The sequence below is a fragment of the Pseudomonas sp. 67(2021) genome (assembly GCF_017491835.1).
Classification (GTDB): domain Bacteria; phylum Pseudomonadota; class Gammaproteobacteria; order Pseudomonadales; family Pseudomonadaceae; genus Aquipseudomonas; species Aquipseudomonas atacamensis.
Map to the genome: position 1 here is coordinate 44,266 of NZ_JAFGYL010000026.1, position 15,945 is coordinate 60,210.

13 protein-coding genes are annotated in these 15,945 nt (G+C 60.9%); 7 read left to right on the forward strand and 6 right to left on the reverse strand.

The annotated features are described in order from the left end of the window. Window positions 1-4 precede the first annotated feature (4 nt). A complete protein-coding gene (gene treR, locus J5M66_RS23910) occupies window positions 5-709 on the reverse strand; it encodes a trehalose operon repressor (protein WP_130888242.1) in 705 nt (234 codons plus the stop codon). 235 nt (window positions 710-944) lie between these two features. On the opposite strand from treR, the gene treP reads away from it, so the two are divergent. The 7 genes from treP (at window position 945) to tadA (ending at window position 10,253) form a co-directional block, all read left to right on the forward strand. Then, the gene (gene treP, locus J5M66_RS23915; protein WP_207809297.1) at window positions 945-2,387 is read left to right on the forward strand and encodes a PTS system trehalose-specific EIIBC component; all 1,443 of its coding nucleotides are present in this window, start codon (window positions 945-947) and stop codon (window positions 2,385-2,387) included. Window positions 2,388-2,408: 21 nt separating this feature from the next. Next, window positions 2,409-4,055, forward strand: coding sequence for an alpha,alpha-phosphotrehalase (gene treC, locus J5M66_RS23920; protein WP_207809294.1), 1,647 nt, complete (start codon window positions 2,409-2,411; stop codon window positions 4,053-4,055). Window positions 4,056-4,162: 107 nt separating this feature from the next. Then, a complete protein-coding gene (locus tag J5M66_RS23925; RefSeq protein ID WP_207809293.1) occupies window positions 4,163-5,386 on the forward strand; it encodes a carbohydrate porin in 1,224 nt (407 codons plus the stop codon). A 50-nt stretch (window positions 5,387-5,436) separates the two neighbouring features. After that, window positions 5,437-7,965: a phosphoenolpyruvate--protein phosphotransferase gene (ptsP, locus tag J5M66_RS23930; RefSeq protein ID WP_207809291.1), complete on the forward strand. Its 2,529-nt coding sequence runs from the start codon at window positions 5,437-5,439 to the stop codon at window positions 7,963-7,965. Window positions 7,966-7,967: 2 nt separating this feature from the next. Continuing rightward, a complete protein-coding gene (locus J5M66_RS23935; RefSeq protein WP_125917653.1) occupies window positions 7,968-8,258 on the forward strand; it encodes a PTS transporter subunit EIIB in 291 nt (96 codons plus the stop codon). A gap of 118 nt (window positions 8,259-8,376) precedes the next feature. Next, window positions 8,377-9,753, forward strand: a complete 1,377-nt coding sequence (locus tag J5M66_RS23940) for a multicopper oxidase family protein (RefSeq protein ID WP_207809286.1) — start codon at window positions 8,377-8,379, stop codon at window positions 9,751-9,753. Then, on the forward strand, window positions 9,753-10,253 hold the full coding sequence (tadA, locus tag J5M66_RS23945; protein WP_125925672.1) for a tRNA adenosine(34) deaminase TadA: 501 nt from the start codon (window positions 9,753-9,755) through the stop codon (window positions 10,251-10,253). Before J5M66_RS23940 ends, tadA begins: the two co-directional genes overlap by 1 nt. Before the next feature lie 166 nt (window positions 10,254-10,419). Here tadA and cmoB read toward each other — a convergent pair whose 3' ends face one another. From cmoB to lon, 5 genes are all read right to left on the reverse strand, one after another. Further along, window positions 10,420-11,376 (reverse strand): tRNA 5-methoxyuridine(34)/uridine 5-oxyacetic acid(34) synthase CmoB, encoded by a 957-nt coding sequence (gene cmoB / locus J5M66_RS23950; RefSeq protein ID WP_207809283.1) that lies wholly within the window; start codon window positions 11,374-11,376, stop codon window positions 10,420-10,422. Then, the gene (gene cmoA, locus J5M66_RS23955) at window positions 11,373-12,116 is read right to left on the reverse strand and encodes a carboxy-S-adenosyl-L-methionine synthase CmoA (RefSeq protein ID WP_016773355.1); all 744 of its coding nucleotides are present in this window, start codon (window positions 12,114-12,116) and stop codon (window positions 11,373-11,375) included. The genes cmoB and cmoA overlap by 4 nt, the downstream gene beginning before the upstream one ends. A 188-nt stretch (window positions 12,117-12,304) precedes the next feature. Beyond that, window positions 12,305-12,724, reverse strand: coding sequence for a hypothetical protein (locus J5M66_RS23960; protein WP_207809281.1), 420 nt, complete (start codon window positions 12,722-12,724; stop codon window positions 12,305-12,307). Between the two features lie 164 nt (window positions 12,725-12,888). After that, window positions 12,889-13,281: a protease inhibitor I42 family protein gene (locus J5M66_RS23965; RefSeq protein WP_110603681.1), complete on the reverse strand. Its 393-nt coding sequence runs from the start codon at window positions 13,279-13,281 to the stop codon at window positions 12,889-12,891. Between the two features lie 216 nt (window positions 13,282-13,497). Further along, window positions 13,498-15,912: an endopeptidase La gene (lon, locus tag J5M66_RS23970; protein ID WP_071173472.1), complete on the reverse strand. Its 2,415-nt coding sequence runs from the start codon at window positions 15,910-15,912 to the stop codon at window positions 13,498-13,500. Between the last annotated feature and the right edge of the window lie 33 nt (window positions 15,913-15,945).

Below are 15,945 nucleotides of genomic sequence, written 5' to 3' on the forward strand. Positions count from 1 at the left end.
AACGTCAGCGCCGCGCCACATCCGAAAAATAGAACTTGTCCAGCGTATGCCGCGATTCGGTGTACTCGAACTGGCGGCCGTCCTGCAGGAAGGTCTGGTTGCTGACCACGATGACATGGCTCTGGCCGTCGAGGTCCAGGTGTTGTTGGTCGTCCTTGCTGGACGGTACGGCTTCGATGGTGCGCTGGGCGTAGGCGATCTGCAGTTGCAGGGTCTGTTCGATGTGGGCGTAGATCGAATGTTCGGCGATGTCTGCTGACAGGTCGGGGATCACCTCGCTGACGAAGTGGTTGATGTCGAGGATGACGCGTTTGCCGTCGATGCGCCGCACCCGTTTGATCCGGGTGATCGGGCTGCCGGGCTCGGCATTGATATGTTCAAGCAATGCACCTTCAAGCGGCACCTGACACATCTCGACCACTTCGGTGCTGACGTCGTTGCCCAGTCGCGGGTGGGTCTCCTGGAAGCTGACGATGCCGCCGAGCTGGAATTCGATCGGGTTGGTCGACAGCACGAACGCGCCTTTGCCGTGAATCTTCTGAGCGAAACCGCGCTCCTGCAACTGGTCGATGGCCTTGCGCACCGTGCCACGGCTGGCCTGATAGGTGTCCATCAGTTCGGTTTCGGAAGGCAGCCGGGCGCCGCGCTCCAGGCGCTGGGTGGTGATACTGGCAAGCAAATCGCTGTAGATCTGGTTGTACTTGCTCATGGCTGGGCTCTGTGCCGACGGTGCTCAAAACCCCGAACCTTAAGGGCAGGGTAGGGGTTTGTCCATGCGGACGAAGGAAAACATCTTAGGTCAGAGTAGGAAGAATCCGCGTTTTTCTGACGTTCATCCACGGATGCAAACTCGTACAGACGAGTTGTTGCATTAACTCGTACAGACGAGTATTTTTCGTTTCGGCGTGCTGCCAATAACAACAATCCACGACGGAAGAACAAGCATGAGCCATGACTATCCGAACATCGCCAAGGAGCTGCTGGAAAGCCTTGGTGGCCGTGACAACATCGAGCAGGCGGCGCATTGCGTCACGCGTTTGCGCCTGGCGCTGAAGAACCCCGCGCTGGTGAATGTGGCCGCGCTCAATGGCATCGATCTGGTCAAGGGTTCGTTCTTCACCGGCGGGTTGTATCAAGTGGTGATCGGCCCGGGTGATGTTGAAAAGGTTTATGCCGAACTGCGCCAGCAGACTGGCCTTGCGGCATCGACCATCGCCGACGTTAAACAGAAAAGCGCCGAGAAGATAAACGCCATGCAGCGGCTGGTGCGGGTGTTTTCCGATGTGTTCATGCCGATCCTGCCGGCGCTGATCATTGCCGGCCTGTTGATGGGCATCAACAACCTGCTCGGCGCCAAGGGCATGTTCATCGAGGGGCAGATCCTGCTCGATGCCTATCCCAATCTCGGCGGGTTGTGGAGCCTGATCAATCTGATGGCCAACACCTCGTTCGTGTTCCTTCCGGCGCTGGTGGGCTGGTCGGCAGCCAAGCGTTTCGGCGGCAGCGAAATCCTCGGCATCGTCCTCGGTCTGATGCTGGTGCACCCGGACCTGCTCAACGCCTGGAATTACGGCAAGGCCGTGGCCGGGCTGGACGGGCAGCAACTGCCGTACTTCGACATCCTCGGCCTGTTCCAGGTGGAAAAGGTCGGTTACCAAGGGCAGATCCTGCCGATCCTGCTGGCGGCGTACGTAATGAGCGTGATCGAAAAATGGCTGCGCGCACGCGTGCCCAACGCGGTGCAGTTGCTGGTGGTGCCGATCACCACCATCGTTGTCACTGGCGTGCTGGCGTTGGCGATCATCGGCCCGGTGACCCGGCATATCGGCATCTACATCACCGAAGGGCTGGTGATGCTGTTCGATCTGGCGCCGCTGGTGGGCGGTCTGATTTTCGGCCTGTTGTATGCGCCGCTGGTGATCACCGGCATGCACCACATGTTCCTCGCCGTGGACCTGCAATTGATTTCGAGCCAGGGCGGCACGTTCATCTGGCCGATGATTGTCATGTCCAATCTGGCGCAGGGCAGTGCGGCCCTGGCGGTGTTCTGGATGACGCGCAATGCGCGGGACAAGAGCATGGCCTCGACCTCGGCGATTTCCGCGTATTTCGGCATCACCGAGCCGGCGATGTTCGGCGTCAACCTGCGCTACAAGTTTCCGTTCTACGCCGCGCTGGCCGGTTCGGCGCTGGGTTGCATGTTCCTCTCACTGAACAAGATCCAGGCCTCGGCCATCGGCGTCGGTGGCTTGCCCGGTTTCATCTCGATCGTTCCGCAGTTCATCCCGATGTTCGTCATCGGGATGCTGATCGCCATGCTCGTGCCGTTTGCCCTGACCTGCGTGCTGAGCATGAAGATCGTCCGTCCGGGTTACCGGGTTGCCTGAAATCAATAAAGGAGTTGCGCCATGCAAGACTGGCAACGTTCGGTGATCTACCAGATCTACCCGAAGAGCTTCCACAGCCATGCCGGCAACGCCACTGGCGATCTGCTCGGCATCGTCGCCAAGCTCGATTATCTGCAATGGCTGGGAGTCGATTACCTGTGGATCACGCCGTTCCTGCGCTCGCCGCAGCGCGACAACGGCTACGACATCAGCGACTACTACGCGGTCGATCCGAGCTACGGCAGCATGGCCGACTGTGAGCTGCTGATCGCCGAAGCGGGCAAACGCGGCATCAAGCTGATGCTCGACATCGTGGTCAACCACACCTCGATCGAGCACGTCTGGTTCCAGCAGGCCCGCAGCAGCCTCGACAACCCTTACCGTGACTTCTACATCTGGCGCGACCAGCCGAACAATTGGGAATCCAAATTCGGCGGCTCGGCCTGGGAGTACGAAGCGCAGACCGGCCAGTATTACCTGCACCTGTTCGACCACACCCAGGCCGACCTCAATTGGGACAACCCCAAGGTCCGCGACGAAGTGTTCAAGATGATGCGTTTCTGGCGCGACAAGGGTGTCGGTGGCTTTCGTCTGGACGTGATCAATCTGATCTCGAAACCGGCGGACTTCCCCGAGGACGACAGCGACGGTCGGCGCTTCTACACCGATGGGCCTAACGTGCATGCGTACTTGCAGCAAATGCACCGCGAAGTCTTCGAAGGGCATGAGCTGATCAACGTCGGCGAGATGTCCTCGACCCGCCTCGAACACTGCATCCGCTACTCCAATCCGCAGTCGAAAGAATTGTCGATGACCTTCAACTTTCATCACTTGAAGGTCGATTACCCGAACCTGCAGAAGTGGGTCCGCGCCGATTTCGACTTCCTCCAGCTCAAGCAGATCCTGTCCGACTGGCAGACCGGCATGCAGGCGGGTGGCGGCTGGAATGCGCTGTTCTGGTGTAACCACGATCAGCCACGGGTGGTCTCGCGATTCGGCAACGACGGCGAATACCGCGAGCTGTCGGCGAAGATGCTCGGCACTGCGCTGCACTTTCTGCAGGGCACGCCCTTCGTCTATCAGGGCGAAGAGTTGGGAATGACCAATCCCGGATTCGAGAGCATCGAGCAATACCGTGACGTCGAAACCCTGAATATCTTTCGCCTCAAGCGTGAAGCCGGCACCAGCGACCTCGACAACATGGCGGCGATCATGCAGAAGTCCCGCGACAACGGGCGCACGCCGATGCACTGGCACGCCGGGCACAACGCCGGCTTCACGCGCAGCGAACCATGGATTGGTGTGCCGGCCAATGCCGCACAGATCAATGTCGCGCATCAACTGCACGACCCGGAATCGGTGCTGCATCACTATCGGCGCCTGATCGCCTTGCGCCGCACTGAGGCGTTGATCTCCGACGGCGTCTATCGGCAGTTGTTGCCGGAGCATCCACAGGTCTGGGCGTACCTGCGCGAGGGAAAGGGAGAGCGCTTGTTAGTGGTGAACAATTTTTATGGCACCGCCTGTGAGGTCGAGCTACCGGCACTGATCGACGAAGCCCAGGAGCAGCGCTTGTTGATCAGCAATTACCCGGACTGCCCGCAGCGCACGAGTTTGCTGCAGTTGCGACCTTACGAATCCTTCGTGCTGCACCTGACCGACCCCTGATTTTTTAACTGAATAACAACCTTTGAAAAAACACGCAGAACGCTGCGCGGGGGATTTGTGCGCGCTGAATTCCTGCAACCACACAATAAAAACAACGGGTGGCATATATGAGAGCAACCATAAATTACAGTCTGGCAGTCGCGGGGATTTGTCTGGCAATGCCCACGTCATCACATGCGCTGGAGTTCGGCGGCTATCTGCGCAGCGGTGTCGGTACATCGGTCAACAGCGGCAGCCAGTCGTGTTTCCAGTTGCCCGGCGCGCAGACCAAATATCGCCTCGGTAACGAGTGCGAGCAGTACGGTGAGCTCGAGCTGCGCCAGGATCTGTACACCCTCGACGACGGCTCGGTGCTGAGCGTCGACGGCATGGCCTCGCTGTATAACCGCTACGACCGCAGCCTGACGTTCAAGGAAGACAACGGCTCGATTCGTTTGCCGCAGGCGTATGCGCAGTGGTCGGCGATGCCCGCGCTCAATGGCGGCTCGCTGTGGGCAGGGCGGCGTTACTACAAACGTAACGACATCCATATTTCCGATTTCTATTACTGGAACCAGAGCGCCACCGGGGCAGGCATTGAAGACGTGTTGCTCGGCGGCCTGAAATACAGCTACGCCTTTTCGCGCAAGGACAACCTTTACCAAAAGGATTACATCAACCGCCATGACTTCAACGTCGGCGGTTTCAACAGTAACCCGGGCGGTGAACTGGAGTTCGGCCTGAGTTACATCGACAAGCCCGACAGCCGCGATGCCCACCGTGGCTGGGCGATCACCACCCAGCATGTGCAGCAAGACTTTTTCGGTGGCAAGAACAAACTGGCGCTGCAATACGGCGAAGGGCCGGGCACCGGATTGGGCTATACCGGTAACGTCAGGCTCGATGACCGCAACAAGAGCTATCGCATCGTCGAGTTCTTCGACTGGCAACTGACGCCGCGTTTTGGCGGACAATTCCAGGCGGTGTATCAGAAAGATATTCGTCAGGGCGGCGCCGACCAGAACTGGCTGTCACTCGGCGTGCGCCCGGCCTATGCGCTGAGCGAGCAGTTCAAACTGGTGACCGAACTGGGGCACGATCAGGTCGAGGCGGCGGACGGCACGCGCAAGCTGAGCAAGTTCACCTTTGCACCGACCTGGTCACCGAAAGGCCCGGAATTCTGGGCGCGGCCCGAGGTGCGTCTGTATTACACCTATGCCAGCTGGAACAAGGCAGCCAAGCGTGCCGCCAACCTGTTGGCCAAAGGTTCGGCGCTGTCCGACACCGGCGCCTTCGGCAACGCACGGCACGGCGCCAATGTCGGCTTGCAGGTTGAATACTGGTGGAAATAAGCAAAGCGGCTGCGACCGCTCATTCAATCAATACAAGCTCAGGTGATGTCATGGCCACACCCCAACAATTGCAGCTGCTGGCTCCTTTATCCGGCGTGCTGATGGCGCTGGACCAGGTGCCCGACCCGGTATTTGCCGGGCGGATCATCGGCGACGGGTTGTGCATCGACCCGACTTCGTCAACGCTCTGCGCACCGCTGGCTGGTGTGGTCAGCGACGTGCAGGCCAGCGGGCACGCGCTCACCATCACCAGTGACGCGGGTGTGCAGGTGTTGATGCATATCGGCCTGGACACGGTGAATCTCGCCGGCGAAGGATTCACCCGTCGCGTTGAAGCGGGGCAGCGGGTCGAAGCGGGGCAGGCGCTGATCGACTTCGATGCTGACTATATTGCCCTGCACGCGCGCAGTTTGTTGACCTTGATGCTGGTGGTCAGCGGCGAGCCGTTCGATTCACTCGTTGGCTCAACCGGGTTGGTCGAGGTGGGCCAGCCAGTGCTGGACGTCGTGGTCGGCGCAGCCGTCGGCGAACATCCAGCGCCGATGCCGGGAGACGCGGTGTTCTCGCAGCCGATCAACCTGCCCAATCCCAATGGCCTGCACGCGCGGCCGGCGGCAGTATTTGCCCAAGCGGCCAAAGCATTTTCAGCGACCATTCATCTGCACAAGTTGCAAGCGCAAGCCAACGGCAAATCCCTGGTGGCAATCATGGCGTTGCAGACGGCCCATGGCGACAGCGTGCAGGTCAGCGCCGAAGGTGAAGATGCCGTAGCCGCCGTCGATGCGCTGACACGCTTGCTGAGCGAAGGCTGCGGCGAAGCGGTCACAGCGCCCGCGCCGGTCGAAGTCGATGCAGCAGAAATGCCGAACATCCTGCGCGGTGTCTGCGCCTCGCCCGGTTCGGCGTTGGGACAAGTCATGCAGATCGTCGAAGCGTCGCTCACGGTCAGCGAGTTCGGCGCCGAGCCGCCAAGCGAACGGGAGGCGTTGAGCCAGGCCCTGATCGAAGCCGACATGGCCCTGCAACATCTGCGCGACACCGCCAGCGGCCAGGCGCAGGCGGAGATTTTCAAGGCGCATCAGGAACTGCTGGCCGACCCGAGCCTGCTGGATCAGGCCAGGGCGCTGATTGACGCGGGCAACAGCGCGGCGTTTGCCTGGAAGACCAGCACCGATGCAACGGCGGCGATGTTTCGCTCGCTGGGCAATGCCTTGCTGGCTGAGCGCGCGGCGGATCTGGATGATGTCGGCCAGCGCGTGCTGAAGCTGATCCTCGGTGTTCACGAGCAGACGCTGGAGTTGCCGGACGACACCATTCTGATCGCCGATCAGCTGACCCCTTCGCAGACCGCCGGGCTCGATACGCGCAAGGTGCTCGGGTTTGCCACCGTTGGCGGCGGCGCCACCAGCCATGTCGCGATCCTCGCGCGGGCCTGCGGTTTGCCGGCGATCTGCGGTATGCCATTGCAAATGCTCGGGCTCGGCAACGGCACGCGGGTGCTGCTCGATGCCGACAAAGGCGAATTGCAGTTGCACCCGGACGCCGAGTCCATCGATCAATTGCGCACGCGGCATGAGCGCCAGCGCCAGCGTCATCAGCAGGAACTGGCGCAGGCCAGCGAGGCGGCTTGTACCCGTGACGGTCAGCACATCGAAGTCACCGCCAACGTTGCCTCGCAGGGCGAAACCGCCCAGGCCATGGAGCTGGGCGCGAGCGGCGTTGGCCTGCTGCGTTCGGAATTTCTCTACCTGGGTCGCCAGCAAGCGCCGAGCCACGATGAACAAGTGGCCACCTACAGCGCCATCGCGCGCACGATCGGGCCGGCACACAATCTGGTGGTGCGCACCCTCGATGTCGGTGGCGACAAACCGCTGGCTTATGTGCCGATGGACAGCGAAACCAATCCTTTCCTCGGCTTGCGCGGCATTCGACTGTGCCTTGAGCGACCGCAACTGTTGCGCGAGCAGTTCCGTGCAATCCTCGCCTGCTGTGAACTGACGCGCCTGCACATCATGTTGCCGATGGTCACGAATTTGGCCGAACTGCGTCTGGCGCGGCAGATTCTTGAGCAAGAAGCGCGGGCGCTGGGCCTGGCGCATCTGCCGAAACTGGGAATCATGATCGAAGTGCCAGCCGCCGCGCTGATGGCCGATGTGCTGGCGCCGCACGTGGATTTCTTTTCCATCGGCACCAACGATCTCACCCAATACACCTTGGCCATGGATCGCGATCATCCGCGTCTGGCCAGCCAGGCGGACAGCTTTCACCCTTCGGTGCTGCGCCTGATCGCGATGACGGTTAAGGCGGCCCATGCCCACAGAAAATGGGTCGGCGTCTGCGGCGCCATGGCGTCTGAACGCCTTGCGGTGCCGTTGCTGCTGGGGCTGGGTGTGGATGAGCTTTCGGTAAGCGTGCCGTTGATTCCGGCGATCAAGTCGGCGGTGCGCGAAGTGAATCTGGCCGACTGTCGAATCATCGCCGAACAGGTCTCGAACCTGGAAAGCGCCGCCGACGTGCGCGCAGCCTTGCAGCAGTTTCATGGGGCGAAAGTCGATGCCTCACCGGTTATGGAGAATTGAAAATGTTCGACAAATTGCAGCAGGCATTCTGGAAAGCACTGACGCCGGATCTGGTACCGGATGAGGTGAAAGCCGTCGCCGAACCGATTGCCGGCTTGAGCGCCGAGATCGTAGCGGCGCTGGGCGGTGTGGATAACCTCAAGTCGCAGCAACCGCTGGCGCTGACCCGGGTGCGCGTGACGTTGCATGACGAGGCCCGTGTCGACCGTCAGGCCCTGAGTGTAGCCGGTGTGGCGGGCGTCATGCCGCTTGAGGGCGGCGTGCTGCACCTGATTACCGGGCTGCGCGCATAAGGCCGACAAGACGTGCGGCCGCAGGTCGCCCTTACTGTTTCTCAACTGCGGGTGTATCGTATTCGCCTTTTTGCGGATCCCTCGGGGTCTGTCGCTGATACGTGAGGTAGTTGAGTTCATGTCCTTTACCCGTCGCCAAATCCTCGGTGGCCTGGCCGGTCTTGTTGTCGTTGGCGTGGGCGCGGGAGGCGCGTCGCGTTACTGGCTGGGCAAGATGGCCGACGCCGAGGCCGGCCACGACTATGAACTGATCGCCGCGCCGCTCGAGGTCGAGCTGGTGCCGGGGCACAAGACCGAAGCCTGGGCGTTCGGCCCGTCGGCACCGGGCACCGAGTTGCGCGTGCGCCAGGGCGAATGGCTGCGGGTGCGTTTCATCAATCACCTGCCGGTGGCGACCACCATCCACTGGCACGGCATCCGCCTGCCGCTGGAAATGGACGGCGTGCCTTATGTGTCGCAACTGCCGGTATTGCCGGGCGAATACTTCGACTACAAATTCCGCGTGCCCGACGCCGGCAGCTACTGGTATCACCCGCATGTCAGCAGCAGCGAGGAACTGGGGCGCGGGCTGGTCGGGCCGCTGATCATCGAAGAACGCGAGCCGACCGGGTTCAAGTACGAGAAAACCCTGAGCCTGAAGAACTGGCACATCGACGAGCAAGGCCAGTTCGTCGAGTTCAGCATCCCCCGCGAAGCGGCCCGTGGCGGTACCGCCGGGCGTCTGTCGACGATCAATGGCGTGCCGTTGCCGGTGATTGATCTGCCGGCCGGGCAGATCACCCGGGTGCGTTTGCTCAATCTCGATAACACCCTGACCTATCGCATCAACATCCCCGGTGTCGAAGCGAAGATCTACGCGCTGGATGGCAACCCGGTCGAGCCCCGCCCGTTGGGCAAGGAATACTGGCTCGGCCCTGGCATGCGCATTTGCCTGGCGATCAAGGCCCCGGCGGCGGGTGAAGAGTTGTCGCTGCGTAACGGCCCGGTGCGTCTGGGCACGCTACGTTCAGTCGCCAACACCGACGCGCCGACGGACTGGCCGAAAGCCCTGCCGGCCAACCCGGTGGCCGAGCCGGATCTGGCCAATGCGGAGAAACTCAACTTCAATTTCGAATGGGTCGGCTCGGTCTCGGTGAACACCGAAAACGGCAAACCGCCGAGCCTGTGGCAGATCAACGGCAAGGCTTGGGACATCACAGACAAGACCTGTGCTGACCGACCGATTGCCAGCCTGAAACTGGGTCAGAGCTATATTTTCGAATTGAAGAACATGACCCAGTACCAGCACCCGATCCACCTGCACGGCATGAGCTTCAAGGTGATCGCGTCGAACCGGCACAAAGTCATTCCGTATTTCACCGACACCTATCTGCTGGGCAAGAACGAGCGTGCGCAAGTGGCGCTGGTGGCGGATAACCCGGGGGTGTGGATGTTCCACTGCCATGTCATCGACCACATGGAAACCGGCCTGATGGCCGCGATCGAGGTGAAGTGATGCGCCAGATCCGCCCGGCGGCGATCATCGACCGCAGCCGTGACCGCGACTTCATGCGCGAAGCCCTGACCCTCGCCGCACAGGGCGCCGCCCTCGGTGAGGTGCCGGTGGGCGCGGTGCTGGTGCAGGATGGCGTGATCATCGGTCGCGGCTTCAATTGCCCGATCAGCACCAGCGACCCGAGTGCCCACGCCGAAATGGTCGCGATCCGCGCCGCCGCGCAGGCGGTGGATAACTATCGCCTGCCGGGCAGCACGCTGTATGTGACGCTGGAACCGTGCAGCATGTGCGCCGGGCTGATCGTGCATTCGCGAGTGGCGCGGGTGGTGTATGGCGCGCTGGAACCCAAGGCCGGGATTGTTCAGAGTCAGGGACAGTTTTTTACCCAGGGCTTTTTGAATCACCGGGTGTTGTATGAGGGCGGGGTGCTGGCTGAAGAATGTGGTGCGGTGCTGACCGAGTTTTTCCGCGCCAGACGCACCAAAAGCCCCTCACCCTAACCCTCTCCCAGAGGGAGAGGGGACCGACCGAGTTGGATGGACCAAATCCGCCGAACTGAAATACCGAGTCGGACGCAAGTTTTGAAAAGCTCAACAATCAGTTCCCTCTCCCCGGGGAGAGGGCTGGGGTGAGGGGCAGGCCCACCGCGGTCATGGGAAAATACGCTTACTTCCTGGCGACGATAACCGCCCGCATCGGCGCCGGCAGCCCTTCAATGGTTTTGCTGTGATCCTCAGGATCCAGAAAATCGCTCAGCGACTGATACTTCATCCACTCCGTCCCGCGTTGTTCTTCCACCGTCGTGGTACTGACATCCACACAACGAATATCGCTGAACCCGGCGCGCCGCAGCCACAATTCCAGCGCCGGCACCGACGGCAAAAACCACACGTTGCGCATCTGCGCGTAGCGATCTTCCGGCACCAGCACTTGGTGCTTGTCGCCTTCGACCACCAGGGTTTCCAGCACCAGTTCCCCACCCTTGACCAGGCAATCCTTCAGCGCCAGCAAATGCTCGATCGGCGAGCGACGGTGATAGAACACGCCCATGGAAAACACCGTGTCGAAGCCTTCCAGATTCGGCGGCAGGTCTTCAAACGGAAACGGCAGGTGCCAGGCATTCGGCTCGGACAAGTAACGCTGCACCGCCTGGAACTGGCAGAAGAACAGCCAGTTCGGGTCGACCCCGATCACGCTGTCGGCACCGGCGCCTAGCATGCGCCACATGTAGTAGCCGTTGCCGCAGCCGACATCGAGGATGCGTTTGCCCTTCAGGTCGAGGTGCGGGGAGACGCGCGACCACTTCCAGTCCGAGCGCCATTCGGTGTCGACATGCACACCGAACAGATCGAACGGCCCTTTGCGCCACGGCGACAGCCCCATCAGCGCGGTGCGCATCTGCGCGCGAGTTTCGTCGTCGCAATCGGTGTCGAGTTTCAGGCCGTTGAGCAGGTCGACTTCGCTTGGCTGGATTTTCGGCAAGGCGTCCAGCGCACTTTGCCAGCGCTCCAGATCGCCGTGGCCCTTCTCCATTTTCTTGTCGAGTTGCGCTTGCAGCGTGCTGGCCCATTCGGCCAGCGGGGTACCGGCCAGACGGCGGGCGAGGGGGGACAGATCAATCATGGCAAGGCAATCAACGAGGCAAAGTTAAGACACTGGAACCACGGCACGACTTTCGAGAACCCGGCGGCCAGCAGGCGTTCGCGGTGTTCTTCGAGGCTGTCGGGCTTCATGACATTTTCGATGGCGCTGCGCTTCTGGGCGATTTCCAGTTCGCTATAGCCGTTGGCGCGTTTGAACGCCACGTGCAGATCGGTGAGCAGCGCATGCTCTTCGGCATCGTTGAAGCGCAGCTTCTCCGAGAGAATCAGCGCGCCACCGGGCAACAACGATTGGCGAATGCGCGAGAGCAACGCGGTGCGCTGGTCCGGGGCGATGAATTGCAGGGTGAAGTTCAGCGCCACCACCGAGGCCGGTTGAAACTCCAGCGCGAGGATATCGCCCTCAATTACCTCGACCGGCAGCAGTTCCTGAAACATCGAATCCTGACCGTTGAGGTATTCGCGACAGCGCTCGACCATCGCCGCCGAGTTATCCACAGCAATAACCCGGCAGCCGTCGGTGCGCACATGACGGCGCAGGGCTTGCGTGACTGCGCCGAGCGACGAACCGAGGTCGTAGAGCACGCTGTTCGGCTGGGCGAACTGCGCCGCGAGCACGCCGAGGTTTTCGACGATGGTCGGGTAACCCGGCACCGAGCGCTTGATCATGTCCGGGAACACCCGCACCACGTCTTCATTGAAGGCGAAGTCAGGCACCTGGGCCAAAGGCTGGGCGAATAGGCGATCGGGTTCTTTGCTCACGGCGGCGTCCGGCGGTGTCGGTGGAAAAGGCCGGCATTTTAGCCAAAGTGGGGCATGGATGCTTGAATTGCTGATAAGCCGCTTCGGTGCGGTTAAAGACGGGTGATTCGGCGACCTTGAGTCGCCGCGCACGAGGCGATCTGTAGTTGTGAGTCACGCTCTGCGCAGCTCGGCGGGCCAAGGCTGTCTCAGGTGTCGATATAATTGACTGCGAAATTCCCGTTCAGCTTGATTCCAGGGGTTATCACACCGCCGTAGTCCTGGACCGTATCGATGGCATATACGCCGGAGACGGACTTGGAGAAATGGTCAACGGTCAGCTTCAGGGTCATGCTGATCGGCGTATATCGTATGTTGGCCTTCCCCGTCTCGGTGTCGACCTTTACCTTGGCATGGCCGAGGTTGTATTCGGCAGTCACGATGTCGTTATCGAAAGTGAACTCAATCTTGTAAATATCCTGATCAAATGGGAGATAGTCGGCGCCCGTGATGGTAATTCGCTCGGTGCGGAATGCATTGACTAACGGAAAGCTGAACGCCTCAGCGTCTTCAATCTGGCACGTGAAGGCGTTGGCTTGGGGTTTGAAATCCTTGTCTTGAGTGCTCATGGCCGTTCCTTGAGTACGCGACAGCTCATGGGGAGCTGCTCTGCGTCCACTCTAAACGTGAGTGGGAAGGACTGGTAACTGACAGAAATGACAGTTTTTTATACGAATAGATCATGGGGTCGTGCGCGGTTATCGCGAATGAGAAGAAGGATTCGCGAACCCGATCATTCCACGGAAATGGCGCAGTCAAAGGTTTCCACTGGCAGCACTTCCGGAGCCCACGGTTGTTGCGAGGTCAGGCGCAAGCGCCCGGTGCCGGCCGCGAAGGCCTGGAAGCGCCAGGTCGAAACCCCCGCTGCGCCCACCACGCCGGCATCTTCCGGATTGCTGTAAACCTCCGGGCTGAGCGCGCGCAACACGCCGCCAGCCGAATCCTGAATCGCCCAGCGGTAGCCGGTGGTCGGGTTGCTTGGCAGGCTGATGATCAGGTTTTGCCCGACGTTGAGCCGCACGGGGCATTCGCTTTGTTTTTCCACGGTCACGTTGTGTTTCGGTTGCGTGGCGCAGGCCGCCAGCAAGGAAAGGGCGAGGGGGAGAAACAGGCGAGTGGGGGACATAAGGTCAGCAGCTCCGGCGGTTACGACGAACGGCGAGCATAACTGAAGATGAGACGAAGTGTGACGTTCGGGGGATTGGCGTCGCCAGAGTTGCCGCCTTCGCGAGCAGGCTCGCTCCCACAGGGTGATGGGGTGAATACAAAAACTGTCGACACCGCTTACCACTGTGGGAGCGAGCCTGCTCACGAAAGCGACATAGCAGGCACTACATGATTGTCAGAAGAGCACCTTCGCCACATCCGCAAACTTCTTCGCAAAGTGCACGGTAATCCCTTCCTTCAGATAATCCGGCAGTTCCTCAAAGTTACCCCGGTTCGGCTCCGGCAGAATCAGTTCGAAAATCTTCTGCCGGCGCGCTGCGATCACTTTCTCGCGCACGCCGCCGATCGGCAGTACATGCCCGGTCAGGGTCAGTTCGCCGGTCATCGCCACGCCTTTTTTCGGTGGCTGATTACGCGCGAGGGATAGCAGGGCGCTGGCCATGGTTACGCCGGCGCTCGGGCCGTCCTTTGGCGTCGCGCCTTCCGGTACGTGCAGGTGGACGAAGGCTTCGTCGAAGAACTTCGCGTCTCCACCAAACTGCTTGAGGTGCGAGCTGACGTAGCTGTAGGCGATCTCTGCCGATTCCTTCATCACATCGCCCAGTTGCCCGGTGAGCTTGAAGCCGCGGTTGAGTGTATGAATCCGCGTGGCTTCGATCGGCAAGGTCGCGCCGCCCATGCTGGTCCAGGCCAGGCCGGTAATCACGCCGGTGCCGGACAGCACTTGTTCATTGCGGAATACAGGATGGCCCAGCGAGGCTTCGAGGTCTTTCGGGCCGAGTTTGATCACCGCTTTCGGATCGTCGATCAGCTTCATCACCGCTTTGCGCACCAGTTTGCCCATCTGCTTTTCCAGCTGCCGCACGCCGGCTTCACGGGCATAGCCGTCGATCAGGGCTTTGAGCGCGGTGTCGCTGATGCTCAGGCTGCCTTTTGATACGCCGGCCTTTTCCAGCAGTTTCGGCCACAGGTGACGCTTGGCGATGGCGACTTTTTCTTCGGTGATGTAGCCGGACAGGCGAATCACTTCCATCCGGTCCAGCAACGGGCCGGGGATCGAGTCGAGGGTGTTGGCGGTGCAGACGAACAGCACCTTCGACAGATCCATGCGCAGGTCGAGGTAGTGGTCGAGGAATTCAACGTTCTGCTCAGGATCGAGGGTTTCCAGCAGCGCCGAGGCCGGGTCGCCCTGGTAGCTCTGGCCCATTTTGTCGATCTCGTCGAGCATGATCACCGGGTTCATCACTTCGACGTCTTTCAACGCCTGCACCAGTTTGCCCGGCTGCGCGCCGATGTAGGTGCGGCGGTGGCCCTTGATCTCGGCTTCGTCGCGCATGCCGCCGACGCTGAAGCGGTAGAACGGCCGGCCGAGGGATTCGGCGATGGATTTGCCAACGCTGGTCTTACCCACGCCTGGCGGGCCGACCAGCAACACGATCGAGCCGCTGATTTCGCCTTTATAGGCACCAACGGCGAGGAATTCGAGGATGCGATCCTTGATGTCGTCCAGACCGGCGTGATGCTTGTCGAGGATTTTGCGCGCGTGCTTGAGGTCGAGTTTGTCCTCGCCGTACACGCCCCACGGCACCGATGTTGCCCAGTCCAGATAATTGCGCGTGACCGCGTACTCCGGCGAGCCGGTTTCGAGGATCGACAGTTTGTGGGTTTCTTCCTCGAGGCGTTTCTGCACCTGCGCCGGCAGGGTTTTGCCTTCGAGGCGCTGCTGGAACTGTTCGAGGTCGGCGCTTCGGTCGTCCTTGGTCAGGCCGAGTTCCTGCTGGATGACCTTGAGCTGTTCCTTGAGGAAAAACTCACGCTGATGCTCGCCGATCTTGCGGTTAACTTCAGCGGAAATCTCTTTTTGCAGGCGCGCGACTTCGACTTCCTTGCGCAGCATCGGCAGGACTTTCTCCATGCGCTTGAGCATCGGCACGCAGTCGAGCACTTCTTGCAGCTCGGGACCGGTCGCCGAGGTCAGCGCGGCGGCGAAGTCGGTCAGCGGCGACGGGTCGTTGGGGCTGAAGCGGTTGAGGTAGTTCTTCAGTTCTTCGCTGTACAGCGGGTTGAGCGGCAACAGCTCCTTGATCGCATTGATCAGTGCCATGCCGTAAGCCTTGACCTCGTCGGTCGGCTCGGTGGGCTGGTGCGGGTATTCGACTTCGACGAGGTACGGCGGGCGATGGTGTTTGAGCCAGGTCTTGATGCGCACACGGCTCAGGCCCTGGGCGACGAATTGCAGTTTGCCGTTTTCGCGGCTGGCGTGGTGAACCTTGACCAGCGTGCCGTATTCGGGGAGGGCGCCGGTGTCGAAATGGCGCGGGTCTTCCTGGGGCGTGTCCATGAAGAACAGGGCCAGGGAGTGGTGTTCGGACTTGCTGACCAGTTCGAGGGTTTCGGCCCACGGCTCTTCATTGACGATGACCGGCAGGACCTGGGCCGGGAAGAACGGACGGTTGTGGATCGGGATGATGTAGACCTTGTCCGGCAGGTTTTGCCCGGGCAGCGCCAGGCCGGTGCCGGAGGAGGTGTGTTCGATGTGGTCGGTTTCGTAATCGTCGTGGTTGTCCGGGCGATCTTGCTGGTCGGTCATGGGGCACCTGCGCAATGGGGTATGGGGTGTTAG

What these genes read in the sequence shown, in the direction of transcription:
- treR (WP_130888242.1), bottom strand. Translation starts at nt 709, where the DNA reads ATGAGCAAGTACAACCAGATCTACAGCGATTTGCTTGCCAGTATCACC.
- treP (WP_207809297.1), top strand. Translation starts at nt 945, where the DNA reads ATGAGCCATGACTATCCGAACATCGCCAAGGAGCTGCTGGAAAGCCTT.
- treC (WP_207809294.1), top strand. Translation starts at nt 2,409, where the DNA reads ATGCAAGACTGGCAACGTTCGGTGATCTACCAGATCTACCCGAAGAGC.
- J5M66_RS23925 (WP_207809293.1), top strand. Translation starts at nt 4,163, where the DNA reads ATGAGAGCAACCATAAATTACAGTCTGGCAGTCGCGGGGATTTGTCTG.
- ptsP (WP_207809291.1), top strand. Translation starts at nt 5,437, where the DNA reads ATGGCCACACCCCAACAATTGCAGCTGCTGGCTCCTTTATCCGGCGTG.
- J5M66_RS23935 (WP_125917653.1), top strand. Translation starts at nt 7,968, where the DNA reads ATGTTCGACAAATTGCAGCAGGCATTCTGGAAAGCACTGACGCCGGAT.
- J5M66_RS23940 (WP_207809286.1), top strand. Translation starts at nt 8,377, where the DNA reads ATGTCCTTTACCCGTCGCCAAATCCTCGGTGGCCTGGCCGGTCTTGTT.
- tadA (WP_125925672.1), top strand. Translation starts at nt 9,753, where the DNA reads ATGCGCCAGATCCGCCCGGCGGCGATCATCGACCGCAGCCGTGACCGC.
- cmoB (WP_207809283.1), bottom strand. Translation starts at nt 11,376, where the DNA reads ATGATTGATCTGTCCCCCCTCGCCCGCCGTCTGGCCGGTACCCCGCTG.
- J5M66_RS23960 (WP_207809281.1), bottom strand. Translation starts at nt 12,724, where the DNA reads ATGAGCACTCAAGACAAGGATTTCAAACCCCAAGCCAACGCCTTCACG.
- J5M66_RS23965 (WP_110603681.1), bottom strand. Translation starts at nt 13,281, where the DNA reads ATGTCCCCCACTCGCCTGTTTCTCCCCCTCGCCCTTTCCTTGCTGGCG.
- lon (WP_071173472.1), bottom strand. Translation starts at nt 15,912, where the DNA reads ATGACCGACCAGCAAGATCGCCCGGACAACCACGACGATTACGAAACC.